The following is a 26,661-nucleotide window of genomic DNA, read 5'->3' on the forward strand; positions in this document are numbered from 1 at the left end:
CTCTTTCTCCTCTCTCCTCAGCTGCATGCATCCTGAGATCGACCTCGATTATCTCGGTTATTCTCTCTTCATATGCCCTTCTGCTCTCTTCATCTTCACTCATATCACGTAAGCGTTCATACGCCTTCGCGACTTTGGGTTCAGCTTCTGCGGCCATTATTAATTCCTCCTTTGTTGCTGCATTAAGAAACATCAGCCACGGTATTTCCGGATCGTTCTTATGTTGTCTACCATCATACTTAAGTTTTGGCAGTTCAACAATGTGAACTTCCAAAACATCAGTTAATTCTATCTCATTCTTCCGGTCATAAAGCCTGAACATAGTATGCATAGGTTCAATCTCAAACAGGTTGTAATCGAGAATAACCAGAGAGATAGTCTTCTTAAGCAGGTGATAACCATCTCCGGCTGAGATCTGTGATGAATACAGTCTTGAGAGATAATATAAGACTCTCTCCCGGATTGCCGGATGGTCAGTTAACTGGATTTCAACATCAACCTGAACTCCGGAATCAAGAACAATCCGGATGTCAAGTATCCCGGTCTTATCTCCGGAAACCTGCTTTAAGAGGAAGGGGTCTTTAATCTTTATGTCCTTGACCGGAATATGAAGCATTGCCCTTAGAAAGGCTATTGTGATATCTTTATTCTTCTCATCGCCAAAGAGCAGCCGAAAGGCAAAGTCGTTCTTTGGAGACATGATGAAAGAACCGTCAGGCGTTGTAATTTCAGGGGGAAAATTGCGTCTTAACATAACAGTAAACCCGGGAATAAAAATATATGACCATTGATTATATATTTGCTCCTGTTTACATGTAAAATAGTTCCATATTACTGATTTTATTGAGTGGGTGTTTTTAATCCGGAAAAATTTTGCTTGCAAAAATAAAAACTAACTGCAAAGTCTGGATGCCTGATTGATAAATCTAAAAAATAAGGGAGGATACAATATAAAAATAGAAAAATGAGTCACTCATATGCCGGTAGATTCTGCATGCACACAGACGGTAAATGAAACATTATGATACCAGGTAAAGATTTTTCATGAGATATTAAAGATTAATTCCCGGTTCTCATTTCGATTTTGATTCCGATTCCGATTCTGTTTCAGGTTCAGGTTCAGCTTCAGCTTCAGATCTGAGCTGAGCTATTTTTTCTGCCGGAAGTTCGGTCACTTTAATTATGGTCTCGTCATCCATTCCAAGTGAGATCATTTTTTTGGCGGCACTAATACCTTTCTTTATCTCTCCGATCTCCTCTCCTACCTCTATTCCTTCTTCTCTTCCTCTCTTTTCTCCTCTCTCCTCAGCTGCATGCATCCTGAGATCGACCTCGATTATCTCGGTTATTCTCTCTTCATATGCCCTTCTGCTCTCTTCATCTTCACTCATATCAAGTAAGCGTTCATACGCCTTCGCGACTTTGGGTTCAGCTTCTGCGGCCATTATTAATTCCTCCTTTGTTGCTGCATTAAGAAACATCAGCCACGGTATTTCCGGATCGTTCTTATGTTGTCTACCATCATACTTAAGTTTTGGCAGTTCAACAATGTGAACTTCCAAAACATCAGTTAATTCTATCTCATTCTTCCGGTCATAAAGCCTGAACATAGTATGCATCGGTTCAATCTCAAAGAGATTGTAATCGAGAATAACCAGGGAAATAGTCTTCTTAAGCAGGTGATAACCATCTCCGGCTGAGATCTGTGATGAATACAGTCTTGAGAGATAATATAAGACTCTCTCCCGGATTGCCGGATGGTCAGTTAACTGGATCTCCACATCCACCTGCACTCCGGAATCAAGAACAATCCGGATATCCAGTATCCCGGTCTTATCTCCGGAAACCTGCTTTAAGAGGAAGGGGTCTTTAATCTTTATGTCCTTGACCGGAATATGAAGCATGGCCCTTAGAAAGGCTATTGTGATCTCTTTATTCTTCTCATCGCCAAAGAGCAGCCGAAAGGCAAAGTCGTTCTTCGGCGACATAATGAAAGAACCGTCAGGCGTTGTAATTTCAGGGGGAAAATTGCGTCTTAACATGACAGTAAACCCGGGAATAATAATATATGACCATTGATTATATATTTGCTCCTGTTTTTATATTGAGTCTTTTTCCATACTACCGATTACTGGCAGTTATATCTCCGGAAATCAAGCCTCCGGAGGCACTGAATCTTTAACAGTTACGTCACTGACCGGAATTTGTGAATCTCCACCTGTTCTTCGGGACAGTTATCTCAAACTTTGCACCTTTCCCGCCGGCCCCTCTCTCTGCTATTGATATGTTTGTTATGTCAAGAATCTCTTTTGTAAGGAACAGCCCAAATCCGGTATTTCGGCCATAACCACGGTCAAAGATCTTCTTTTTTTTGTCGTCCGGAATTCCGCATCCGTCATCCTCAACTGTGATTACACCTTCACCGTCATCTCCGGTTCTGAAACCGACTGTGATTGCCTCTGCCCCTTCAGCGTATTTTCCGGAATTTTCAAAGAGGTTGTAGAATACTTTGTTGATCATCTGGTCGGCAAATATTTCTATATCTTCAGAACGGTCATTTAATGTGAGACCTCCGGAGTATGCTATATGCTCTTCGTGCCTGATTATATCGTTTAAGTTCTGCCATGACGGGGCATTTACGCCGAGGTTGTGGTATTCTTTTGTAAATGATATCTGTTTCTGGATTGTTGCTGATATTGAATCCATTTTATTGATGTAATCCTTTGCCTCTTCTTCTTCAGGCGGAATTTTACCCTCAAGAAGCCGGTTATAAAGAATTAATGCTGAGACCTGGTTGAGGATGTCATGGCGGGTTATGCTTGAGAGGAGGTTTAATTTTTTGTTCGCCTCTTCAACACTCTCCTGGTATTTTCTCAGGTCCGTTATATCCTGTGATATACCAATGAGCCGCTTTGGCCCGTAGGATTCTGAAAATTCCGCAATTTCGCCTAATAGCATGTACCATCTGAATTCTTTGTTCAGTGACTGAATTCTGCTTATAGTAGAGATATTTTTTTGATCTCCGTTCATTATTCTGGTAATACCTGCCTGGAAATTCTCAAGATCGTCAGGGTGTATGTAATTATAAAATTCATTTATAGGTAGTGTCTCCGGAATGGGAGAGTTAATTTCACGGCCCTGCATATTAATTGTGATTGTATCTTCAGTCAGATTGTAATCAAACAGTGTAAGCCTTGCACCATTTAAGGCCAGTTTAAGCCTTTCTCCGTTCTCCAAAATCTCTTTTTCCTGCTTTTTCCTCCCGGTAATATCGTCAAAGACTACGATTATCTCTCCGGACGGGACTGTATAGATGAAAAATTCCCTCCATTCACGGATACCTTCTTCATTTATATCCTCCCTGATAAAGTGCTCTTCCCTGCCGGTATCTGATACTCTCATAATTTCTTTGTAGATATTAAACCTCTCTACTTCTCTAAGGTTTATTTCATGTCCAGTTTTGTGGATCTCTTCTTCTCTTCTGCTGTCTATCTGCATCCCTTTTTTATTGAGACTTTTAAGGATGAATTCATCTCCACCGTCTTTTCTGCTGATTATTGCAATACCGCTGCCGATATTGTTGAAGAGTTCCATGAAGAGATTTTTATTGACTTCAGACTCTTCTTTTGCACTCTTCTGGATTTGAGAGAGGTAGGAGACCACAATTCCGACAAGTATGAACATTAATCCACGAATCAGTGCCGAAATTATGATGCCGGAGTTTATCTCCGGAAGGAGCGCCATGCTTAACAGATAAACTATGCTGACAAATCCGGCAAATTTAATGCCATATTTCGGGTAGTAGTACGATACAAGAATTATCGGGATATAAAAAAGGTGCGTAAATACGATTGTTACGCCTATTGATAAGCAGTATGCGGAGACAGATAAGCAGATGATTGTAATTAAAATAATAAGCTGGAGGGATATTGACCGGAAATATTCTTTTAGATTTTGCATCGCTGATAAATAGTATTTGCATATCATATATATCCTTTCTCTTTTAAGATCTCTTCCGAGAATGGGTATCTGTCAGGTTAAGCGAACTTTTCAGATTTTTTGCAGAGCGTCTTTTTTCAATTAAGAAGAAAAAACAATTTGATCAGTTTTTTAAATATCAAGACGCAATCTAAATAATATTATATTTGGGGTAAGAATAGGATATGTCCAATGATTTAACATTCATAACCAATCAAGAGAACAGAACTCTTTATGACCGTTTTAAGATGCAGAGACATCAAGAGATATAGCTATGAATTCGCTGATCTGTGGTTAATAGCTACATTTCCAAGCAGACATTATGATATTGATGATTTTCCGGCTGTAAAAGATTACCTGCTTAGCATAGGTAAAGAGAGATTGGAGCAGACTGGGAAAACACATAAAATAAACGATGGAATTGGTGTTCACCGGACAACTGTTGACAATTTCATCAAAGAGAGGATGTAATTTTTGAGTATAAATCCGGAAATGAATCAGGATATTGAATATAATGGACTATGCATCCGGAAACAAAATTTGAGAGAGAACATTACAGACTAAACATCCGGAAACCGGGCAGAAAACAGGCAGGGTACATAAAACGCTTAGTGTAACATTCTTAAGAGAGAATATGATATCCGTAGATGAAACGAATATAATTCAGAACCAGCAATAAATTAACTCAGAGATAAGTTTTCATTACGGAAACTTTTTGTTTCCGGAGCGAAAACTTATTGTTTACAAAATGAAAACTAAATATAAGGTATGTCCGACAGATTGGATATTTCAGACATATCAGTTATGTCAGCATAGCAGAGATATACTACTTATATCCAGGAAGGAAAACAAAAAATGATATCTCAGCAGATAAACGCCAAAGGGATTTCTGAAATCCTAAAAACTGAAGACAGAATTGCAGTCCTGCGTTATGCTTCGGTGAATACATCTTTTACAGCAACTGATGTAGTAGCTTCAACCCGTAAAACCAAAGGTTTTGTTTCGCGTTATCTCAATCTGCTGTTAAAGGCCGGATATATCACATCACAGGGGAGAAATTATTTCTGGGTTGATAATGCTGAAACACAGTCACTAAAAAGATACTTAAATATACAGTTGCTGATGTCAGTTCTGAAACTTCCGGAGTGGGCAAAAGGAATCGGATGCTATGGCAGTTTTGTAAAAGGCACCAATAATACAGACAGTGACCTTGACCTCTTTGTATTTGTAGAAAAATATTCCTACGAACTGGAGATAAAAGCTGCAAAAATTGAGAGAAATACTGAAAAAGTTATCGGTTCAGAAACAAACATTCTGATACTGACAGAGGATAAACTAATGGAAATGCAGGAGAATGATCAGCCGTTTTACAACAGTCTTATCAGGACTGCAGTTACTTTAAGGGGTGTTCACATTGAGGAGTATTGATGAATGTTTCAGGAAGAAACTCCTCCGAAAGGTTGAACCATCAAAGAAAAAAGCTGAAGAATCGTTAAAAATTGCTGAGGCCCATCCTGAAGAAGCAGAACAGGCACTATCAGCCGGAGCAAAAAGAATGGCAATTTCAGGTGCATATATGGGTTGGTTTCACTCATCACGTGCTGTATTATTCAGAGATGGCATCCGGGAGAAAAGCCATTACTGTATAGAACTGTATCCTGAAAACCTATGTCAAATCAGGTTATCCTGAAGAAGAATGGATTTTAACGCTTAACCGAATCAGATCAAAGCGCCATGACAGCCAATATTCTTTTGCACCACAACCGGATGAAGAGGAAATTAATGCATCAATTAACGGAGCTGAAAAATTCATTGAACGAATAAAAAGGCTCCTGTCAGAGACTGAAAAATAATCTCGCAGATTGCAGCAACAATGAAATATTCCTTACGAAAAGATCAGAACCCGAACATATTCCAGTCACCAAAAACCAATCATAACTCTACATGGATATATGTTTTTCATATCAGAAACTTTTTGTTTCCGGAGCGAAAACCAACCCAACACAAAACCACAACCAATAATTACCTCCTGCTCATTCAGGAATTTATATCCATAACCCGACAAATAATAACTAATGCTTTTTGATGAGACATTCATTTTTAAAAGTCACGAATGTGCCAAAAGTTTTCTCTCCGTGTTAAAAGAGGGCGGAGTTAAAACCCGGATAAATGAAACTATTAGTAACCTGCCAAGGGATTATGTCACCGGAAAAATGGAGGACATAAACAGGTGGCTGCTGGCACTCTTGGAGGAAAGAGAGGATTTAAAAGATGTTATTCATTTAATGCATAAGAAAAACCTGGAACTAAAAGACAGAATTGATAATTACCTTAAAGATAAATCCAAAGGGGACTTCCTCTACACCCATGATGAACTGAAACGGGATACAGTCAGGGCATATACCAGATTGCAGGAAGAGATTAAAAATAGCGACCCGGACGATTTTAAGAGCGCAAATGGCTTATTACCTGAGCTACTTGATACTTCATCATTAAGTATAATTCACAGATTGCTTAAAGAACAGGGCATTCTTGAGGAATGTGAAGAGGGGTACATACTTAAAGATGACATAACCGGAGCAGACATTATTTATAAAGCCCCGGCGATGGATCTTAGGTTCTGTGAAGGGCCGGCATTTTCCGGATTAAAACTTTTAACTATATTTGAACCAACTATCAGATACGAAGTTAATGTCAGTATTATAGATATTATCGACATTGATCTGGAGGAACTAAAATTAATCATGCTTGCATGTGAAATGAAATCCGATGATGCGGTCAATATGGCTACAGATCATCTATTTAAGAAAAGTATTATCGGACTGATCCTAAAAGGAGTTGATGAAAACAATGGAATATCTGCTGAAGAGTTGTCATTATATATTATGGATAAATGGAACTCTCTAAAAACCTTTGACAATAGAAAGACAGAACTTAAGCTAAGAGAAGAGATCGTAACTGCATTCATATCAGAACTAAAAAAGGCAGGTATAATTGCAGGAAATGTTAACAGTCTCAGGATTGCTCCGGTTAAAAGCCGTAAAAAGAAGAGATAATTTAGAGGGAACCGGCCTGAAAAACCCGTATAATTTCAGCAGAGTCCGGACTTTTCTCCATCAAATAATTTTTTAGCAGGCAGCCATAAATGATTCGCGGTATCCGATTCTCATTCTGATTCAGCTTCAGATCTGAGCTGGGCTATCTTCTCTGCCGGAAGTTCGGTCACTTTAATTATGGTCTCGTCATCCATTCCAAGTGAGATCATTTTTTTGGCGGCACTAATACCTTTCTTTATCTCTCCTATTTCCTCTCCTACCTCTATTCCTTCTTCTCTTCCCTCTTCTCTTCCCTCTTCTCTTCCTCTCTCCTCAGCTGCATGCATCCTGAGATCAACCTCAATTATCTCGGTTATTCTCTCTTCATATGCCCTTCTGCTCTCTTCATCTTCACTCATATCACGTAAGCGTTCATACGCCTTCGCGACTTTGGGTTCAGCTTCTGCGGCCATTATTAATTCCTCCTTTGTTGCTGCATTAAGAAACATCAGCCACGGTATTTCCGGATTAATCTTATGTTATGCTTTCTGAAAAATCTGAGGGCCGGGTGGGGTATTGCTAGTATTGGGGGAGAAGAGATGTTTTAAAAAATATTGATTCCCGGCGAAAACTCAGGGTTAAGGTTAATTCCCGGTTCTCACTCAGATTCGTTTTTGGGTTCAGATTCAGCTTCAGATCTGAGCTGAGCTATTTTTTCTGCCGGAAGTTCGGTCACTTTAATTATGGTCTCGTCATCCATTCCAAGTGAGATCATTTTTTTGGCGGCACTAATACCTTTCTTTATCTCTCCTATTTCCTCTCCTACCTCTATTCCTTCTTCTCTTCCCTCTTCTCTTCCCTCTTCTCTTCCCCTCTTTTCTCCTCTCTCCTCAGCTGCATGCATCCTGAGATCGACCTCGATTATCTCGGTTATTCTCTCTTCATATGCCCTTCTGCTCTCTTCATCTTCACTCATATCACGTAAGCGGTCATATGCCTTCGCGACTTTGGGTTCAGCTTCTGCGGCCATTATTAATTCCTCCTTTGTTGCTGCATTAAGAAACATCAGCCACGGTATTTCCGGATCGTTCTTATGTTGTCTACCATCATACTTAAGTTTTGGCAGTTCAACAATGTGAACTTCCAAAACATCAGTTAATTCTATCTCATTCTTCCGGTCATAAAGCCTGAACATAGTATGCATAGGTTCAATCTCAAACAGGTTGTAATCGAGAATAACCAGGGAGATAGTCTTCTTAAGCAGGTGATAACCATCTCCGGCTGAGATCTGTGATGAATACAGTCTTGAGAGATAATATAAGACTCTCTCCCGGATTGCCGGATGGTCAGTCAGCTGGATTTCAACATCAACCTGAACTCCGGAATCAAGAACAATCCGGATATCCAGTATCCCGGTCTTATCTCCGGAAACCTGCTTTAAGAGGAAGGGGTCTTTAATCTTTATGTCTTTGACCGGAATATGAAGCATTGCCCTTAGAAAGGCTATTGTGATATCTTTATTCTTCTCATCGCCAAAGAGCAGCCGAAAGGCAAAGTCGTTCTTTGGAGACATGATGAAAGAACCGTCAGGCGTTGTAATTTCAGGGGGAAAATTGCGTCTTAACATAACAGTAAACCCGGGAATAAAAATATATGACCATTGATTATATATTTGCTCCTGTTTTTTTCCGGAAACCTGAAGTAATTAAACCGGGGAAGATTAAACCTCCATTGACAATCACAGATTACATAATCACTATGCAGGAAAAATTTTTTGAAAGTGTAAATGGTCAGATTTTTGCTAAAATATAGACTGTAACCAACAATTAAACAGAAAATCATAGATTATAACCGACAGTTTGATTATTTATCAGAGACCATAACCTGTTATATGGACCCAAATATGCAGATGGCACTTGAAAGCCAGAACCCCTGGTGGTTTTCAAAGACTTTCAATACCGGAATTGACCGCCTGCAGATGTTCCCGGAGATAATGCAGTATTTAAAAGCCAAAGAGGTCCTCATCCTGACCGGAGCAAGAAGGACCGGCAAATCAACCATTGTCTATCAGATCATTGACCATCTGCTAAAATCAGGGACAAATAAGGAGAATATTCTGTATGTCAACCTTGACGAACCACTTTTTATGTCAATGGCAGATGACCCACAGCTTCTCGGAAGGATTATCGAAGAGTACAAAAGCAGCAGGGCAAAAGACGGGATACTGTATCTCTGCATAGATGAAATTCAGAATTACAGATACTGGGCATATGCTGTAAAGACTTTTTACGACACTAAAGAGGATATAAAATGCATCCTTTCCGGTTCAACATCATCAACCCTCAAAAATGATGCAGCTATGAGATTATCCGGAAGATATCTCACATGCACCATTTATCCGTTGTCTTTTCAGGAATTCCTGACATTTAAAGGAGATAAAAACCCGCCACTCATTGAAAAAACACAGTTCTTTGAGGAATACCTGAAGTTTGGAGGCTACCCCCGTATTGTCCTTGAAGAGGACAGGGATCTCAGACAAAAGATCCTGAAGAACTATTATGAAACAATCTATCTAAAAGACATAATACTCCCCAATAATCTCCGGAACAGTTCAGACCTTATAAACCTCCTCTACTATCTGATATCAAATCCGGCAAACCTCTGTTCATATAATAAAATAGCAGAAATCCAGCATGTATCTCCTGAAACAGTGAAGGAATACATTGAATATGCGCAGAACTGCTATCTGCTGTACACTCTCATGAAGTTCAGCTACTCAGTAAAAAAACAGATTGCCAACCCAAAGAAGATATATGCACTTGACACCGGACTTATCAATGCCGTATCTTTTTCATTCTCTGAGAATAAAGGTAGAATTCTTGAAAATTATGTTTTTAACTGTCTTAACCGGAACTTTGACGGGATTTATTACCATAAGGAAAGATACGAATGTGACTTTGTTGTAAAATCCAAAGATAAAATCGCCCTTGCAATGCAGGTAACTCTGTCGCTTAAAGATCCGGACACAAAAAAAAGAGAAATTCGCGGACTTAAAGAAGCTATGGACAGTTACAGTCTTTCAAAGGGATATATCATAACAGAGAGTGAAAAAGATGTGATAATAACGGATAACAAAAAGATCTATATCATTCCGGCTTATGATCTTGAAAAGGAGACTGAAAATGAATCAGAAAACATATCCGCCTGATTTCCGGATGATTTCCGGATGATTTCCGGATGAATAACAGATATTCCATCTGCACAGACCCATCACGGATTATCATCATCTATCAGTTTGTGATAATATGATAGATAATGACAGATAATGATTAAATCATCTTATATTTTATAATCAGATTATAGCTACTGAATACTTTAGCAATCCCCCGGTTTTTAGAGACCATACCAAAGCGTGCATTCTAATCGCACTACATAAGTCTTAAACAAACTTTCCGGAATGTTTCGTATCAGACTATTGCCCGGAAGGGCCGTTAAGAAGAAGAAAAAGAAAAAGAAGAAGATAATGCGGACTAAAATCCCAAAAATCCCAAAAATCAAAAAAATCCCAAAAATCCCAGGCCGTCTTTTAACCAGTCACTTTTTTCTATTCCCTGCACTTAATAATCTGTATGATACTTGAAGAGCAGGTCACATTTTTAACAGATGAAGCGGCTGAGAAGTTTACAGAATGGCTGATAGAAAAAAACTGCCACCCGGAAGTGAAAAAACATTTAGACACAACCCTGAATGTGCTTGCAAGAGGGACCTTAGATGACATAATCGACTGGTGCGAAGATATGACTGAGGAGGATGAAGAGCAGTGGGAGGAATTTTCTGTCCTGCAGGAGTTTAATGAGGACTATAAAGAAGCATTATCTCTGCTTATTGACGGGAAAAAACCCGGAGATCTGCTATATACCCATGAGGACTTTGAGGTCTCAACCGTTAAACTTCTCACAAGCGTCTGCCCGGATTTAGAACTGAAAGACGATATTGAGCTTCCCGGTTATTCATCGGAGACACTTGAAGATGAGATATTCAGTCAGGTTCCGCTCTCAATAATCCATACAAATCTTGAAGAAGAGAGTTATATTAAAGAGTCTGAGAGAGGCTTTATTCTCTCTACAGATAAAGAACCGGGTGAGATGATAACGGAGACTGATGTTACCTCTTTTGAACTGCCGACCCTGGAGAATTCTCCCGGAATTGTTTATGTCTCTGCTTTCATTGCAGATGAGAGCTTTGAGGTTATATTCCGGATGCCGGAGTACCTTGTCATAGAAGCCGATGAACTCAGTGAAGTTCTGGTTGATCTTGGACTTGATGAGGATGAAGTTATGGATATTGTAAACAACTTCCGGCTTAAAAAAACCATTCTGGCATATATACTGGGTATAGTTGAAAAATACGGTGAAATTACGGTTGACGACCTGAAAAGAAATATCGAAAAGTTATGGAAAGAATCAGGTGTTAAAACCGGCAGCTACTCAAAGATAGCTGTCACATCCGGACTTATGGAGTCAATAACCAGGGAGCTTGAACATGATGGTATTTTAACCAAAGAAGGCAACGTTGTTGCTGCTTCGCCCTTATGGAAAGAAAGGCTCAATCAAAAAAGTCACCCATAAGCCAGCCGGTTCACAGATGATGAATGAAACAGTTATTATTTCATAGGAGATAGGCCACAACAGTTCCGGCACGCAGATATTTCAGCTGAAGATATCTGTCATTATTGTATAATATGACAGTATATTTCTCCGAAAGGCTGAAGCACCGGAGAAAAAAACAGAAGAAATATTGAAAGCCGGCAGAAATCATATCCGGTAAAAGCAGGGGCGGAACTGTCTGCCGGATATAGCACCTTAAGGTGCAGATATGGGCCGATATCATCCATAACGTAATATATTGTTCAGAAATTTCAGCCTGAAGAAGAGGCATTCACAACACCATCAGAATAAATTTTTTTACACTTCAACACCTGCTGAAGAGAAAAATTGCCCGGTAATAAAAAGGACTGATAAATTATCATCTCTATATTTAAGAAAGTTATTAATAATATTGGCTGACAGAGATCATTAATATATGACTCAGGGTGATCGCGATGGTGGGATTTCACCAATAATTGCTGAAATCCTGATGATTTTTCTTGTAATTCTTGTATTCGGAATAGTCATTGTGATCTTCTCTGATGAAGTGCCTGTCCCTGAAAAGGTGCCTGTTGTGGCAGCTAAAATAGAAAAGGACAGTACAAAAATTGTAATTGAGCATCTCGGCGGTGATGAACTTCCATCTGATGATTATTATGTGTCAGTTGACGGGGAGATAATCCCAAAGGACAGCATCACCCTTCAGGACGGTTCTTATCCGTGGTCCCCGGGTGAGAACCTGTACATTAATCATTCTGATACCGGTTCTGTTCGGGATGTTGTCTTGGTATTTGACGGAGATAAAAGTCCTGTCATTCTGGCAAGGAAACATTATGACTATGTGAGTGCAGGTGATTCCAACACTACTCAGGATGATTACGTCCGTTATCCGGGATTTACTGCCGAAGCATGGATTAAGTGGAATGTAAATCCAAATCCCGGCGGGGATTCGTCACGGAAGTGGGCGACAATTGTTGTTGACGGAAATACCGACAGAAACAGGAGATACCAGCTTCAGCATAACAGTGACAATTCAAAGTTTGAATTTGCGGTTGCAACAGAGAGCGGAGACCGCAGTGGAGTGCCGCTCTTCTCATCCACATCTCCCGTGACGGGTGAATGGTATTACCTTACCGGAGTCTATAACAGGACAGACGGGAAGGTCTTTTTGTATGTAAACGGAAATCCCGATTCTTCAAGGTCATATGACACTTCAGGACTGAGGGACTCCCCAAATATGTATCAGGTCGGCGGCCCGTCCGGAATACTCTGGCACAGCAGCACCGGCCAGAGGAAATTTAACGGTGAAATTTCCGGGCTTAACACATATGGGGAGGCATTCTCGCCTGAGGAGATTAAAGCCCGGTATGATGCCGGACGGGGATGAAAAAAGAGATTTTTTGTCTTTTCTGTCCTGCCGGCCGCCGGATATTCGTAAGCCTGTGTAAGTAGCTGAACACCGGTTACGGGCTTATGCTCTCCTCATATAACCGTCTGTTCTCCCCGTCATCGCTCATCTCAAGTAAAAGGTCATACGCCTTCGCGACTTTGGGTTCAGCTTCCGCAGCCATCCTTAACTCCTCCTCTGTTGCTGCATTAAGAAACATCAGCCACAAAACTTCCGGACTTTTCTTATTCTGTTCTCCATCAGATTTCAGTTTTGGCAGTTCAAAGAGGTGCACTTCCATAGAATCTGATAATTCAATATCATTCTCACAATCATAAAGCCTGTAAGTAGTATGCATCTCTTCAGCCTGGGAGGCATTGCAGTCAAGAATAACCAGTGAGAGGCTCTTTTTAACTGAACCGGACCGTTCTCCGGAGAAGAACTGTGAGAAGGTCATATTATAGAGGGAAGGGACTACTCTTTCCTTTATTGCCGGATCATTGCCCAGCCAGACCTCAACATCTGCCTGCCCTCCTGAAGCCAGAAACATGCGGATTTCAAATATTCTGCTTTTATCTGCAAAAGCCTGCTTTAGAACAGAAGGATCTTTTATATTGATGTCCTCAACCGGAATATTGAGCAATGCACTCAGGAAAGATATTGTGACCTCCTTGTTCTTCTCATCCCCAAATAGCAGCCGAAAGGCATAGTCATTCTTCGGAGACATAATAAATGAACCATCAGAAGTGGTAATTTTGGGTGGAAAGTTTTGTTCAGACATAGATATCAACTCAAATATAACAATATCTGTTTGTATATTATATATTAACTCCTTCATTTATTTAGAAATCCGAATATATTTATTCCGGACCGGATGAAAGAGACTATGTACTGATGCTGATTACAGATTATCATAATCTATCAGATTGTGACAAACTTATAGATTTTTGCGACTGACAATTCAGTTTGTACGGAACAGAATACTATTTGGTTACGGACAAAACCATTTGTACGTAACAGATCGGGGTATCATTACGGACAAATGAAGTTGTACGTATTCTGTGACTGACAAAACCATTTGTACGTAACAGATCGGGGTTTCATTACGGACAAATGAAGTTGTACGGATTTTTATGACTGACAAAACTATTTGTACAGAGCATAAAGCCTCCCCGGTTAAAACTTATCTGCTAAGCATCCTTTTCAGATTTCGCCTTCGGATTTCAAATCCGGAATTATCCCGGCAAAGGGGCTTTTTTTATCCGGAATTTTCTCCTCGTTCTGAAATGCTCCCCTGTTAAACCAGGTATGCTTCAGTTCAGCACCCAATTTTCCTTCGTGTTTCCTTTCACGGATAAATTTAGCCGGATTTCCGGATACGACCGACCAGGCATGGACATCCTCTGTCACAACCGAACCTTCCCTCACAATTGCACCCTCACCGACGGTAATTCCGGGCAGGACAAGTGCACCTGCGAGTATTTTTGAATAGGGTTCCACCGTCACCGGACTGTATGATCTTTCAGTCTGGTCAGACTCACAGTGAGAATGTGTAAGAATCCGGACATATTCCCCGATCTCAACCGAGCTGCCTATCTTTATGCCGCCTTTTGTATCCAGAAATGCTCCTCTTGAGATGAAGACATCGTCATCTATGGATAATTTCCTCCCGAAATTAAACCTGACATCAGATTCACAGATAAGATTTCTGCCGCATGATAAAAAGGCCCTTTTCGCAATTAAACGGCGGTATAAATATGCAAAATTCACTGCAAGGGAGATCGGATATCTGTCGATAGCTTCCCAGAGGAACTGGAGATTTCTCTCCTTCTCTGTAAAGCCAATCTCTTCTGCCATAGGGAGATATTCACTGTATATTCTAAGTTCAGAGATCATATCCGAGCAGCATGCTATGCCGATGGTCTGCATAACTGCACGCACCGCCTCGTGATTGGTGCTGTCATCAAGGATGAATTCTATTTTTGAAAGAATTTCATCTATTCTGCTGCCTTCATAGGTCATTATATCTGGCATATCCTGGTTTTATCTCTTTACGCCGGAAGAGTATATTATAATGACTGCTGCTTTTTTTTCAACCAAAACTATTAAATAAAAACTCACAAACAATCAGATTTCATTTCCCTGTTCCGGGATTTCAGGAAATAATTACTGTATTCCCATACACCTGGTGAGATGTTGATTTAACCCATCAGAATGATATATCTGCACTCCGGTTTAATGTATTTTAATGATATTTGATGAGAAATTTGTCTTCTATGACCAGCAGTCTGCCAAAAATTTACAATTGGTTCTGAAAAAGTTCGGTGCTAAAAGTCGTATAAATGAAGATATCTATAACGAACAGGAAGAGATTGTCACCGGGAAACTGGATGACATAAACAGGTGGCTCCTTTCAGTTGCAGATGACAACAATAGCGATATTAAAAATATTATTTTTGCAATACATGAGAAAAATGTGATAATAAAAGATACAATTGATCAATATCTAAAAGACAAATCCAAAGGTGACTTCCTGTACACCCATGATGAACTTGCAGAAGATGTTATGGAGGTAAGTGAAAATATGGAGGAGCAGATGCACGGAAAAGACCGGGACAATCCTCAAGATCTAATTGACTTAATATCCACATTTATCGAGAGTTCACCATTAAGTATAATTAACAGGGTTCTGGAAGATCAGGGCATTCTTGAGGAGACTGAGGAGGGATTTTGGCTTAAGGAAAAAATAAGCGGAGGAGATATAATTTATCAGGTGCCGGCTATGGAAGCTGAATATTGTACAGGGCCGGCATTTTCCGGGTTAAAATGTATTACCATATTTAAACCGGTTATAAAATACGAGGTCACAATCAACATTATGGACATCATTGACCTTGATATGGATGACATAGGCATTATTATGATGGGATGTGGAATGGAGCCTGATTATACGGCTGATCTGGCCTTAGATTATCTATTTAAGAAGACTATTATAGAGCTGATCTTAACGGGAGTTGATGAAAACAGAGGAATATCAGCTGAACAGTTGTCTGCCGATATTATGGATGAATGGAGCTCTGTATCCTATATGGGGGATTTGGAATCCAGACTTGATTTAGACCCGGAAATCATACCGGCTTTTGTTGCAGAGCTTAAACGTGCAGGTCTTTTATCCGGAAATCTCAATCATCTTAAGCCTGTCTCAGCTAAAAGCAGTAAAAAGAGGAGATAAGAGCGAAGAAACGGGTGGATGCGGCAGAACATTAATAATAGTGCAATAACCACATAAATAATAGTGCAATAACCACATAACAGTCACTGACAGCAGATTTCCGGCCGGGATATTTCTTTATGCCGGCATTTTATAAATCTGTGGAAAGTGGCCGTTATATCCCGGAATCTCCGGCATTCCTGTATATCTCCGGATGGTATCTTTAGAATGTGAAATTATAATTTCAGATTGTATCTTCATTAAAATTGTCAGTCCACATCTCACACTGGGCAATAACTGTGCTTAATGCATCTTCCATACCCTCAGGAGGATATTTATGCTGCTTTAGCAGCCGCTTGACAAGCCGCCTCATGCCGGCTCTCGCCGTCTCTTTCTTCTGCCAGTCGATTGTCCTGTTTTTTTGCAGAAGTTCTGTCAGTTCTTTGGTGATGGCGACAAGTTCTTCATTTTCGTAGAAATCTTTTACTGCTTCGGGTTTTGTAAGAGCGTCATAAAAGGCCATCTCTTCAGGTGTAAGGCCAAGCTTTTCACCTTCTTTTTGAGCTTCTGCCATTTCCTCTGCCATTTTAAGCAGTTCTTCGATGACCTGTTCATTTGTCAGAAGGCCGTTTATGTACCTGTTCATTGCTTCTGACAAAAGCTCAGAAAATCTGGCAGATTTTACTACATTAGTCCCTGAATAAACCCTGATCTGTTCTGACAGCAGTTTTTTAAGCAGTTCGACTGCAAGGTTCTTCTCTTTCATCCGGGAGATTTCCAGGAGGAATGCTGAATCAAAGAGTGAATATTTATCCCCGACATCAGAGAAGAGATTAATTACTCCATCGCTCTGGATGCTCTGCTTTAACAGTTCGTTTATGCGGCTGTTTATATCTTTTAATGAGATTTTCCCTTTTCCTTCAATCCGTGTCAGAAGGGTTCTGACGGCTTCAAAGTAGGCGGCTTCAAATCTCTGGCTCTTTGAAAGAAGACTCCGGCAGAGAGATAATGCATGGTGAAGAAGAAGGGATTCTTTGATATATCTCTTCTTAATCTCGTCTTTTGAAGGTTGTGAGAGGAAATTGACTCCGCCTTTGATGAGTTTTGCCCTCTTTAAGTCTGTGCCGGTTTCAAATCCGGAATAGTCATAGCCGTGGAATAAATCCCGGCAGACTTCCAGTTTTTCAAGGAATTTTGGAAAGGCAGTTTTTGCTATGTCGGGATTGCCGTAGTTTTTCCGGTCACGTCCGGTATAATCCTTCATCGCTTTTCTGAGTGCACCGGCGATTCCGACATAATCGACAATGAGTCCGCCCTGTTTGTCCATATAAACGCGGTTTACACGGGCTATTGCCTGCATCAGGTTATGACCGGTCATTGGTTTATAGACATACATGGTGCAGAGTGACGGGACATCAAAACCTGTAAGCCACATATCAACAACGATTGCGATCTTTAAGGGGTCGTTATTGTCCTTAAATTTCGTCCTCATGATCTCCTTATGCTTTTTATTACCGATGACTTCACGCCAGTCTTCAGGGTCGTTGTTGTCAGAGGTCATGACAACACCGATTTTTTCCGTCCATTCCGGGCGCATTTTCAGGATCTCACGGTATATTTTCATGGCGATTGGTCTTGAGTAGGCAACTATCATCGCTTTTCCGGTCTGCTCAAACTGCCTGTATGTCCCGTAATGTCTGACGATATCTTCGCAGAGCGTTGTGATTGTTTCAGGTGCTCCGAGTATGCTTTCAAGCTGTCCGAGTTGATGTTTGCTTTTTTCGACAACGTACTCTTCTGCCTCTTCTGAGACGCGGTCGTACTCTTCGTCTATCTCCTGAAGGATTTTTCCGTCCAGTCTTAGAGCAACTACCCGGCTTTCATAAAATATGGGAACGGTTGCGTTGTCTTCGACAGACTGTGTCATGTCGTAGATGTCGATGCAGTTGCCGAATATCTCCTCTGTATTTCTGTCAGCAAGGGAGACGGGCGTTCCGGTAAATCCTATGTATGTCGCATTTGGAAGGCTGTTTCTGACTTTTCTGGCTGATCCTGTCCGGATTTTTCCGGTCTTTGCATCAAATTTTTCCTCAAGGCCGTACTGGCTCCGGTGGGCTTCGTCTGCGATTACGACAATGTTTCTCCGTTTGGAGAGGGGGGCGTCATACTCTTCAAACTTCTGCATTGTTGTAAATATTATGCCGTTTACCTCCCTGTTCAGTATGAGTTTTTTTAGATCGGCCCGGCTTTCAGCCTGAACGGGGGTCTGTCTCAGAAAGTCTCTGCATGCTGCAAACTGGCTGAACAGCTGTCCGTCAAGGTCGTTTCTGTCGGTTATTACGATTATTGTCGGGCTGTCAAGTACTTCCCGGAGCTGTTTTGCATAAAAGACCATTGAAAGAGATTTTCCGCTTCCCTGTGTGTGCCAGAATACTCCTCCTTTTCCATCGGTTAAGGTTGCCTCTTTTGTCGATAGAAGGGCCTTTTTTACTGCAAAATACTGGTGATATGCTGAAAGTATCTTTTTGTCATCCGGGATTTCCTTTGAGAAGCAGATGAAGTTTTTAAGGAGGTCAAGGAATCTGTTTTTATCAAATATTCCTTCAAAGAGGACGTCAAACGCGGCGTACTGGGTATTTTCATAGCTGCCGTCAACGGTCTTCCATTCCATGTACCGGTCTTCATCAGCTGTGATTGTCCCGGCCTTTGATGTCGCCTGGTCGCTCATTACACAGAATGCATTATAGACAAAAAGACTGGGGATGTCATAGAGATAGTTTCTAAGCTGTCTATATGCTTCCGATACGTCTGTTTCTTCTCTGGATGGCGATTTTAGTTCAATTACCACAAGCGGAAGTCCGTTTACAAAGATGACAATGTCGGGCCGTTTTTCTGCTTCGTCGATGACTGTCCACTGGTTTATGACATGAAAGGTGTTATTTCCGGCACAATCGGCATTTCCATCATATCCAAAATTCCCATCGCCAAAGTCTATGAGATAGACGAGGGTTGAGCGTTCTTCTTTTCCGTCGTAGTATTTCACCGGAATTCCGTTCTGGAGATATTCTGTAAAGATGAAATTCTTCTGTATCAGGGTTCCGGTCCCGATATTTCTGAGCTTGTAAACCGCTTCTTCAATGGCGGCTTCCGGAAGTTTTGGGTTTATTCTTCTGAGGGAGGATAGGAGCACTTCTTCATACAGCGGGCTGTGATAGTCCCGGACTATGTAAGGGCCGTATTCGTATGTATAGCCGAGGTTGTCCGAAAAGATTTCAATTATTGCTTTCTCAAAATTTGCTTCCGTGAAGGTCATTGGGATTTCTCCTTTTGGGAGAGGAATGTTTTATATTTCTGATTAGGGGATGTTGGTTTATCAGGGTTTGTTTTAATCAGCTTTTTTTCGTTTAACAGTCCAGAGATATATTTATAATAGAAAGTGGAGCGGCTTTTTTTCTCTAAAATAATACACAGTTCATCAATTGTAAATTCCGCCTGTGAACAGATTTCACGAATTAAATCTTTCATTATCTCCGGCCGGGTTCGTTTTCCCAATTTTAAAAGTGCCATTTTGGTTTCTTCAGATAATGATGATAATAACAAGTCTCGTTCAGTTAAAGCTTCACTTCTAAGAGCATCAGGCTTCACTTCTAAAGAGTCAGCTTCATGTTTAGTGATGGAAACTTCATGTTTAAGAGTCCCAGACTTCCCCTTTAAGGGGTCAGCTTCATGTTTAGTGATAGAAGCTTCATGTTTAAGAGTCCCGGGCTTCACTTCTAAGGAGTCAGCTTCAAAGGTTACTTTTTCTATGAGTTTGTCAGTCCCCATGTATTCACAGAGTTTTGCTTCGCTTATATTTTTTAGATGATTACTCTGTAAATCCGCTGACATTTCTAAAATTCCCACGCTTTATTATATTATAGAATGTTTTTGATTAATATATATGGTGTGTGTTTTTGATTAATATAAATGGTGTGTGTTTTTGTTTTTGGTATTTCTGAGAAGTTTCATTATTTGAAAAAAGCATACCAGATTGTCGCAAAAAAATTTATTCACAATAAGAAATTTAATTTTTTCAAAGGGTCTGATTAAAAATATGAATGTTTTGCTGTCCATTAAACCAAAATATACATCAAAAATAGTTGAAGGGACGAAGAAGTATGAATTCCGCAAATCAATTTTTAAAAATAAGTCCGTAGATTCGGTTTATATTTATTCAAGCCATCCTGTAAAAAAGATAATTGGCAAATTCACAATTTGCGACATCTTAGAAGATCATCCGGATAATCTGTGGGATACTGTTAAAGAACAGTCAGGACTTATCGAATCAGATTTTTTCAATTATTTCAAAGGAAAAACAAAAGGATTTGCAATAGAGATTGATGAGTTCACACACTTCAAAAATCCGGTTGATCCAAGACTTCACTATGAGAATTTCACTCCTCCCCAGTCATTTTGCTATATCAATAATGAGATTGAGGAGTTTTGTGAGTATTAACCGGATTCAGTAATTACAAAAAAATTTTTATACCTCAATCTCCCCGTTCATTAGTTTTGGTAAAATATTTTTTTGAATATCCTTTAAATGACAATTCATTTGTATATCTTCTTTAATCTGAAGCAAAATTGAATGAACAACCATATTGAACTGAATTATTACTTTTTTGGAAGGAATAACAACAGGATATATTTTCATATGGCTCCATTTTGCACGCGGCATTCTGGTACCTTCTGATGCTGAATTGGCATATGCAACAAATTTATCGGAAGATACGTAGCAAAGGACTAACGAGAGGTATTCTGTATCTATCGGCGAAATTACAAGAATGTCAGTTGAACAAATGCCGTTAATTGGAGATAATCCAACTTTATGGAAATATGGTCGCAATGTGCCAAATAAGATATCATTTTCAATAAATGCTGTTTTTGTACTCTTTATCTCTCCAGAGCAACCCCATTTATCTAAGACCATATGATGTTGTGGCATATGTTCCAACCCCACATATGGATAATTATCACTGAGTGAAATTGGTTCAACAAGATTTCTTTTTCTATAGCAAATATCCCCCAAAGTTCCAACTTCCCACCCCTCCGGCACAGGCCCCATCTCAGACTCAACCATCTTCCCGCCGGATGATTTATACGGCCTGCCTTTTTCGTCCGGAAACTCAAACTCCACAAACCACCGGTGAAAGAGGGCACGGGCAGTCTCTTCAAGCACTTTGTTCATGCGGGTGTTTAGTTCGATCTTGTCATCGAGGGAGGAGAGGATTGCTGCGATTTTTTTTTGGGTGGGGAGTGGGGGGAGATATATTTCCAATTCTTCTAACATATTTTTAGTTAGTGCATTCCGAGTTGCACCGCTACTTGCAAGTTGTAATAACTGCGGCTTTATGAATTGCAAATAATAAAATACATAATGAAAATTAGCTAACTCATTTGTCCTAACTATTGATACATGCTGATTAACTCTTGCAGGAAGGACATCCTTAGGAACTATACAAACTCTTGCAACAGAATCACCTGTAATATTAAGTAAAATATCATTTTCTTTAACTATGACATTTTTTAATCTATCTGCTTGCACATCATCAATAAATGCAAGATTATCAATTGAAAATTCATAATCCAATACATTTTGACTTCTTATTAATGATATTCCTGAATTTATATAAGATGAGTTTCCTCCTTTTGGAGTTGCACCACTTCCAATCTTAGATGTCAGATTATTTAATCTAACAATTTTTTTTTGTCCCATTTTATTTCTCTCTTATTCACTATCCCAGCTGTCATATTTGCATTCAACACTCTGTTCTCGGAAACACCCTGACATCGTCCTCAATGAAATTATCGAGTTCGAGGGCTGAAGTGAGAAACACCTCATATTTGAATACAAAAAGATCGTCGGCCATCCCTGCCGTTGCATAGCGTACAAGTTTATCATTATTCTCAGGTGGTGTTCTGAATTTAGGAGACACTGTCTCCCAAATTCCTTCTATATATTGGTTGTCATCATTATCTGCTGAAGAGTGTATTGTAAGATAATGGCCCTTAACGGCCTTTGGGGGGTTTGACATTGGGACAATCATTTTTTCAGGCGAAGTTCTGAATTGAGGGGACAGTGTACCCTCAATACCTCCTATGAAATTATGTTGCTCATTAACAGGAGATGCAGGAGATGAAACTAATTGCGAGTCCATCTTTCTAAACCTCAAACCCGACACTCTTAAGCTGCCGGCGGATCTCATCTTCGGCCTCACAGCTCTTTGCAATACCAACAGCCAAAATCATATCAAACATATTACTCAATCCCCCTTAATCCCGCCGCATTTACCAGGCAGTGTTACATTATGGTACCATGTAATTTGTGCAGCGGCCTGCTGCACGAAATTCTCTTCAGGCCATGCCCTGGCAAAAGAACGCATATACTTCAGATTCCGGGGAGAAAGTCCTTTCATATCCGGAAATTCCTTCTTAAGATCGGCAGAAAGGCGGTCGATCACCTTCGCACCCCAGCCTTCCTCTTCCTGCCGCCTTAGAATATCACTCCCGATACTCCAGTACAGAAGAATGAGCTCACGGTTAACAGAAAGGGCGGCCTTTACCCGTGCCTCACGGATGCGTCTCTTCAGATCTGATAAAAATCCGGAATAATCATCCGGCAGATTCCTGCGATCACTCATAACCAAGACTCCGCAGGTTCTTCCTTATTTCTTCCTCTGCCTTCCTGCTCTTTGCAAAAAGACCGGAAAACTCCCCGGTCAGATGACAATATCTGAACAATCATCTCTGCTCACCACCCTGACCCTTTAGCAGTTTCATTTCTTCCTCGATGAAATTCTCGATTTCGATAGTTGAAGGAAGAACAACCTCATACTTCGATACAAAGAGATCGTTGGCCATACCTGCCGTTGCGTAACGTACAAGCTCGTCATTCTTCTCAGTGCAGAGAAGGATTCCAACCGGTGGGTTGTCGCCCTCACAGAGTTCATTTGCTTTAAACCAGTTAAGGTATGTATTGAGCTGACCGACTGCCTCATGGCTCATCTTCTCTGTTTTAAGCTCAACCAGAATATGACACTTCAGTATCCGGTGATAAAAAAGAAGGTCAACAAAAAAATACTCATCTCCAATCAGGATACGTTTCTGGCGTGCCTCAAAACAAAAACCCCGTCCAAGTTCAAGCAGAAATGTCTCAAGTTTATCAAGAATAGCAGACTCAAATTCCGACTCATCCATCACCTCAGCCGGTTTAAGACCTAAAAATTCAAAGACGTAAGGGTCACGGATAGCCATTAAAGGTGATGAGATCTCTGCTCCTTCGTTTGCAATACGGCTTAAAGCCTCTTTGTTCTCTGATAGACCGGACCGCTCATAATAAAGTGAACCTATCTGCCGTTTTAACTCACGAACCGACCAGCAGCCTTTGATGCATTCAATCTCATAAAAAAGACGTTTTAACGGGTCATCAATCTCCATAATCTCTGAAATATGGGAATATGCCAAGGAGGTTATTAGTTTTTCAGGTGGTGTTCTGAATTTGGGAGACACTGTCTCCCAAATTCCTCCTATATAATGATTGTCATCAGCATCTGCCGGAGAGCATACTGACAGATACTGATCTTTAACAGCCTCAGGGAGAAGAGAACCAATATCCGGATAGCACCTGTAAAGTAAGATATAACGCTGAAGATCTCTTTGATTGCATCTTTTAAGACCTGCGGACTTTAACTCTTTAGAGAGATTTAAAAGCAGTTTATCCCCGTAACCGGCACGGTTTGAGCCATGAAGTTCAAATTCGGAAATATACGCACCAATGCACCAGTTCCGCAGAGTAAGATTCACATTCACTGCCTTAACAGCAGATGAGACAAACCCGGAGTCCATCTCACGAATAGAACCTACAAGTACATCAAATGAAAAATCCCCCATCCCTCATACCTCAAACCCGACACTCTTAAGCTGCCGGCGGATCTCCTCTTCAGCATCACGGCTCTTCCTGAACAGATCTGAAAGCTCCCCCGTCAGCCGCTCCATCTTATCCTCAAAAGGCTCACCATCGTCCTCGACATCCGCAATTCCGACATATCTTCCGGGTGTCAGGATATAATCATGCTTTGCAATCTCATCCGTTGAAACAACAGCACAAAATCCTTTGACCTCTTCAGGAGTTCCGGCCTCGAAATCCGAGACAGTCTTACCTATAAGCTCAATCTCCTCCTGAGTCAGTTCACGAAGTTTTCTTGACCGCATCGTCCCCATATTCCGGGCATCAATAAACAGAGTCTTTCTCTTCTGCTTCTTCTCCCTGCTGATAAACCAGAGGGAGACCGGAATCTGCGTTGTATAGAAGAGCTGCGGAGGCATTGCAACAATACACTCCACAAGATCAGCCTCAACGATCTTTTTTCTGATCTCACCCTCACCTCCGGACTGTGAGGATAAAGAACCGTTTGCCAGTACCAGCCCTAACCGTCCTTTGGTGGACAAGTGGTGAATCATATGCTGCATCCAGGCAAAGTTGGCATTTCCGGCAGGCGGAATTCCATACTTCCAGCGTACGTCATCACCAAGCTTGTCAGCTCCCCAGTTTGAGAGATTGAAAGGCGGATTTGCCATAATAAAATCGGCCTTCAGCGTCGGATGAAGATCATTGTAAAACGTATCCGCACTGAACTTTCCAAGGTCTGCCTCAATACCACGGATTGCCAGATTCATCTGTGCCATCTTCCATGTGGTCGGGTTAGAATCCTGACCATAAACAGAGATATTATTTATATTGCCCCGGTGGTTCTCTATGAAATGCACTGACTGAACAAACATCCCGCCGCTCCCGCAGCAGGGATCATAAACCCTTCCCTGACATGGCTGCAAGACCTCAACGAGCGTCTTTACAACACAGGCCGGAGTATAGAACTCGCCGGCAAGTTTACCCTCCTGCTCGGCAAATTTCGCCAGACAGTACTCATACGCCCTTCCGAGAATATCCTTACTGTCGCCTTGATCTGCCATCCGGATATTTGTAAAGAGGTCAACAACCTCACCAAGCCGGCGTTTGTCAAGTTCGGGCCGGGAAAAAGTCTTGGGCAGAATATCCTTAAGGCGCCGGTTCTCCTTCTCAATTGCCCGCATTGCATCGTCAATAGCCGTTCCAATCTCTGCCGTATGTGCTCTTTTAGCAATCGCACCCCACCGTCCCTCAGGAGGGACATAAAAAACACCCTCTGCAAGGTACTCATCGCGGTCCTCCTCAAACCCGTCACCCTCTGCTTTGAGAGCATCATACTTCTGCTCAAACTTATCGGAGATATATTTTAGAAAAATCAGACCTAAAACGACATGCTTGTACTCCGAAGCATCCATATTTCCCCGAAGAACACATGCCGCTCCCCATATCTCCTGTTCAAACCCTATATCTGCGGTATTTTTATCTGCCATTTATTTCAAAATCTCCCAGGCAACTGACAATTATAATAGTAACTGTTTATTTTAATTAGATATTCATAAATCAATCGAAATAACCTGAATAGTATTCTCCTCCGGACCTTTTTTCAATATCGTTTGTTAACAAAAAAACCATTGCAGTAATAAATATATAATTTACACTCCACATTAGGTATGAAAAAACCACACAAATTTCTTATGTGACAGGTAAATTCCAAAAAAAGGATACTGAATTATATGACAAAAACCAGATAATTACCATTGCCATTTGATTCAGATAATACGCCTAAATTCCTGTTTTTAAACAATCAAATCTTATGTGATGGTCATGTGACAATTTCAGTACTTTAAACATTTCCTGAAAAATCCTGTTTTTAGCTTAGGGTATTTCTGCATAACTTTTTAAATGCTCCAAAAATGTTTTTAGAAGCGGGAAAAGGAATACTTAAAAAAGGCCAGGAGTATAATTTTGCAATTGATATAACGCAATTTAAATGATACCCTAAGAATCGCCACCCCTATATCTGTCATTTCCTAAAACACCCAGTCAGTCATATTTCATATCCATATCAGTCATTACCATCTCCGGCAATCTCCCAGTGACCGCCTTTTCTTGGCCCGGACCGTTTTATCCGCCCGGAAATTTTCAACTTTTTTATCTGCCATTCTATTCCTTTGGATGATATGCCCGTCTTTTGTGCCATCTCGTCCATGGTGACAAACGGGTTTTCTGAAATCAGAGCGATAATTTTTTCGCGGGTTTCTTCAGTTTTATCCCTGGTACTTTCGGTTTCTTCCCTAGTACTTTCGGTTTTATCCCTGGTAATTTCGGTTTTATCCCTAGTAATTTCAGTTTTATCCCTAGTACTTTCAGTTTTATCCCTGGTAATTTCAGTTTTATTCCTGGTAATTTCAGTTTTATCCGAAGGTTTTTCCTCTGCTTTGACCAGATGGATAACTGTC

25 protein-coding genes are annotated in these 26,661 nt (G+C 40.6%); 10 read left to right on the forward strand and 15 right to left on the reverse strand.

The features are described 5' to 3' along the window. From METLIM_RS10940 to METLIM_RS15725, 3 genes are all read right to left on the reverse strand, one after another. Positions 1 to 754: Rpn family recombination-promoting nuclease/putative transposase (locus METLIM_RS10940; protein ID WP_004078508.1), on the reverse strand; the 754-nt coding region annotated here is incomplete at its 3' end. 319 nt (positions 755 to 1,073) lie between these two features. Next, a complete protein-coding gene (locus METLIM_RS10945) occupies positions 1,074 to 2,042 on the reverse strand; it encodes an Rpn family recombination-promoting nuclease/putative transposase (RefSeq protein WP_004078509.1) in 969 nt (322 codons plus the stop codon). A gap of 148 nt (positions 2,043 to 2,190) precedes the next feature. After that, complete coding sequence (locus tag METLIM_RS15725; RefSeq protein ID WP_004078510.1) at positions 2,191 to 3,987, reverse strand: PAS domain-containing sensor histidine kinase; 1,797 nt, start codon at positions 3,985 to 3,987, stop codon at positions 2,191 to 2,193. 225 nt (positions 3,988 to 4,212) lie between these two features. On the opposite strand from METLIM_RS15725, the gene METLIM_RS10955 reads away from it, so the two are divergent. The 5 genes from METLIM_RS10955 (at position 4,213) to METLIM_RS10970 (ending at position 7,034) form a co-directional block, all read left to right on the forward strand. Next, positions 4,213 to 4,449, forward strand: coding sequence for a hypothetical protein (locus METLIM_RS10955; protein ID WP_048145924.1), 237 nt, complete (start codon positions 4,213 to 4,215; stop codon positions 4,447 to 4,449). Positions 4,450 to 4,833: 384 nt separating this feature from the next. Continuing rightward, the gene (locus METLIM_RS10960; protein ID WP_004078511.1) at positions 4,834 to 5,406 is read left to right on the forward strand and encodes a nucleotidyltransferase domain-containing protein; all 573 of its coding nucleotides are present in this window, start codon (positions 4,834 to 4,836) and stop codon (positions 5,404 to 5,406) included. Further along, a complete protein-coding gene (locus tag METLIM_RS15730) occupies positions 5,393 to 5,668 on the forward strand; it encodes a HEPN domain-containing protein (RefSeq protein ID WP_052300913.1) in 276 nt (91 codons plus the stop codon). The genes METLIM_RS10960 and METLIM_RS15730 overlap by 14 nt, the downstream gene beginning before the upstream one ends. 28 nt (positions 5,669 to 5,696) lie before the next feature. Further along, a complete protein-coding gene (locus METLIM_RS17725) occupies positions 5,697 to 5,831 on the forward strand; it encodes a hypothetical protein (RefSeq protein WP_394295896.1) in 135 nt (44 codons plus the stop codon). A gap of 222 nt (positions 5,832 to 6,053) precedes the next feature. Continuing rightward, positions 6,054 to 7,034 (forward strand): hypothetical protein, encoded by a 981-nt coding sequence (locus METLIM_RS10970; RefSeq protein WP_004078513.1) that lies wholly within the window; start codon positions 6,054 to 6,056, stop codon positions 7,032 to 7,034. A gap of 110 nt (positions 7,035 to 7,144) precedes the next feature. On the opposite strand, the gene METLIM_RS10975 is transcribed toward METLIM_RS10970, so the two are convergent. Together METLIM_RS10975 and METLIM_RS10980 are read right to left on the reverse strand one after the other, a co-directional pair. Next, positions 7,145 to 7,522: a hypothetical protein gene (locus METLIM_RS10975; RefSeq protein WP_004078516.1), complete on the reverse strand. Its 378-nt coding sequence runs from the start codon at positions 7,520 to 7,522 to the stop codon at positions 7,145 to 7,147. A 149-nt stretch (positions 7,523 to 7,671) separates the two neighbouring features. Next, positions 7,672 to 8,640, reverse strand: a complete 969-nt coding sequence (locus tag METLIM_RS10980; protein WP_004078518.1) for an Rpn family recombination-promoting nuclease/putative transposase — start codon at positions 8,638 to 8,640, stop codon at positions 7,672 to 7,674. 264 nt (positions 8,641 to 8,904) lie between these two features. On the opposite strand from METLIM_RS10980, the gene METLIM_RS10985 reads away from it, so the two are divergent. The 3 genes from METLIM_RS10985 to METLIM_RS11000 all read left to right on the forward strand — a co-directional run bounded on the left by METLIM_RS10985 (position 8,905) and on the right by METLIM_RS11000 (position 13,046). Further along, on the forward strand, positions 8,905 to 10,221 hold the full coding sequence (locus METLIM_RS10985) for an ATP-binding protein (RefSeq protein WP_048145926.1): 1,317 nt from the start codon (positions 8,905 to 8,907) through the stop codon (positions 10,219 to 10,221). A 421-nt stretch (positions 10,222 to 10,642) separates the two neighbouring features. After that, entirely contained in the window at positions 10,643 to 11,641 is a 999-nt protein-coding gene (locus METLIM_RS10990; protein WP_004078521.1) for a hypothetical protein, read from the forward strand. Positions 11,642 to 12,095: 454 nt separating this feature from the next. Continuing rightward, on the forward strand, positions 12,096 to 13,046 hold the full coding sequence (locus tag METLIM_RS11000; RefSeq protein WP_004078522.1) for a LamG-like jellyroll fold domain-containing protein: 951 nt from the start codon (positions 12,096 to 12,098) through the stop codon (positions 13,044 to 13,046). Between the two features lie 76 nt (positions 13,047 to 13,122). On the opposite strand, the gene METLIM_RS11005 is transcribed toward METLIM_RS11000, so the two are convergent. After that, on the reverse strand, positions 13,123 to 13,773 hold the full coding sequence (locus METLIM_RS11005) for an Rpn family recombination-promoting nuclease/putative transposase (protein WP_245543524.1): 651 nt from the start codon (positions 13,771 to 13,773) through the stop codon (positions 13,123 to 13,125). 476 nt (positions 13,774 to 14,249) lie between these two features. Next, complete coding sequence (locus METLIM_RS11010; RefSeq protein ID WP_157202298.1) at positions 14,250 to 15,080, reverse strand: acyltransferase; 831 nt, start codon at positions 15,078 to 15,080, stop codon at positions 14,250 to 14,252. Between the two features lie 214 nt (positions 15,081 to 15,294). Here METLIM_RS11010 and METLIM_RS11015 point away from each other — a divergent pair, with 214 nt between their 5' ends. Further along, the gene (locus tag METLIM_RS11015; RefSeq protein ID WP_004078525.1) at positions 15,295 to 16,278 is read left to right on the forward strand and encodes a hypothetical protein; all 984 of its coding nucleotides are present in this window, start codon (positions 15,295 to 15,297) and stop codon (positions 16,276 to 16,278) included. A 223-nt stretch (positions 16,279 to 16,501) separates the two neighbouring features. Here the strand turns inward: METLIM_RS11015 and METLIM_RS11020 are convergent, their stop codons facing one another. Both METLIM_RS11020 and METLIM_RS11025 read right to left on the reverse strand, forming a co-directional pair. After that, positions 16,502 to 19,570: a type I restriction endonuclease subunit R gene (locus METLIM_RS11020; protein WP_004078526.1), complete on the reverse strand. Its 3,069-nt coding sequence runs from the start codon at positions 19,568 to 19,570 to the stop codon at positions 16,502 to 16,504. After that, on the reverse strand, positions 19,567 to 20,145 hold the full coding sequence (locus METLIM_RS11025) for a Fic family protein (RefSeq protein WP_004078527.1): 579 nt from the start codon (positions 20,143 to 20,145) through the stop codon (positions 19,567 to 19,569). The genes METLIM_RS11020 and METLIM_RS11025 overlap by 4 nt, the downstream gene beginning before the upstream one ends. Positions 20,146 to 20,350: 205 nt before the next feature. On the opposite strand from METLIM_RS11025, the gene METLIM_RS11030 reads away from it, so the two are divergent. Beyond that, positions 20,351 to 20,752 carry an ASCH domain-containing protein gene (locus METLIM_RS11030; protein WP_004078528.1) on the forward strand — a complete coding sequence of 134 codons (402 nt, stop codon included), beginning with the start codon at positions 20,351 to 20,353 and terminating at the stop codon, positions 20,750 to 20,752. 27 nt (positions 20,753 to 20,779) lie between these two features. On the opposite strand, the gene METLIM_RS16240 is transcribed toward METLIM_RS11030, so the two are convergent. The 6 genes from METLIM_RS16240 to METLIM_RS17580 all read right to left on the reverse strand — a co-directional run bounded on the left by METLIM_RS16240 (position 20,780) and on the right by METLIM_RS17580 (position 26,654). Further along, positions 20,780 to 22,012 (reverse strand): restriction endonuclease subunit S, encoded by a 1,233-nt coding sequence (locus METLIM_RS16240; RefSeq protein WP_004078529.1) that lies wholly within the window; start codon positions 22,010 to 22,012, stop codon positions 20,780 to 20,782. Between the two features lie 43 nt (positions 22,013 to 22,055). Next, positions 22,056 to 22,454 carry a hypothetical protein gene (locus METLIM_RS11040; protein ID WP_048145936.1) on the reverse strand — a complete coding sequence of 133 codons (399 nt, stop codon included), beginning with the start codon at positions 22,452 to 22,454 and terminating at the stop codon, positions 22,056 to 22,058. Between the two features lie 105 nt (positions 22,455 to 22,559). After that, on the reverse strand, positions 22,560 to 22,937 hold the full coding sequence (locus METLIM_RS11045) for a DUF1016 N-terminal domain-containing protein (protein ID WP_004078531.1): 378 nt from the start codon (positions 22,935 to 22,937) through the stop codon (positions 22,560 to 22,562). A 100-nt stretch (positions 22,938 to 23,037) separates the two neighbouring features. Further along, positions 23,038 to 24,186: a PDDEXK nuclease domain-containing protein gene (locus METLIM_RS11050; RefSeq protein ID WP_004078532.1), complete on the reverse strand. Its 1,149-nt coding sequence runs from the start codon at positions 24,184 to 24,186 to the stop codon at positions 23,038 to 23,040. Positions 24,187 to 24,189: 3 nt separating this feature from the next. Next, positions 24,190 to 25,692 (reverse strand): type I restriction-modification system subunit M, encoded by a 1,503-nt coding sequence (locus tag METLIM_RS11055; RefSeq protein WP_004078533.1) that lies wholly within the window; start codon positions 25,690 to 25,692, stop codon positions 24,190 to 24,192. A 575-nt stretch (positions 25,693 to 26,267) separates the two neighbouring features. Beyond that, positions 26,268 to 26,654, reverse strand: coding sequence for a winged helix-turn-helix domain-containing protein (locus METLIM_RS17580; protein WP_342633018.1), 387 nt, complete (start codon positions 26,652 to 26,654; stop codon positions 26,268 to 26,270). Positions 26,655 to 26,661: the final 7 nt, after the last annotated feature.

The organism is Methanoplanus limicola DSM 2279 (genome assembly GCF_000243255.1).
Classification (GTDB): Archaea; Halobacteriota; Methanomicrobia; order Methanomicrobiales; family Methanomicrobiaceae; genus Methanoplanus; species Methanoplanus limicola.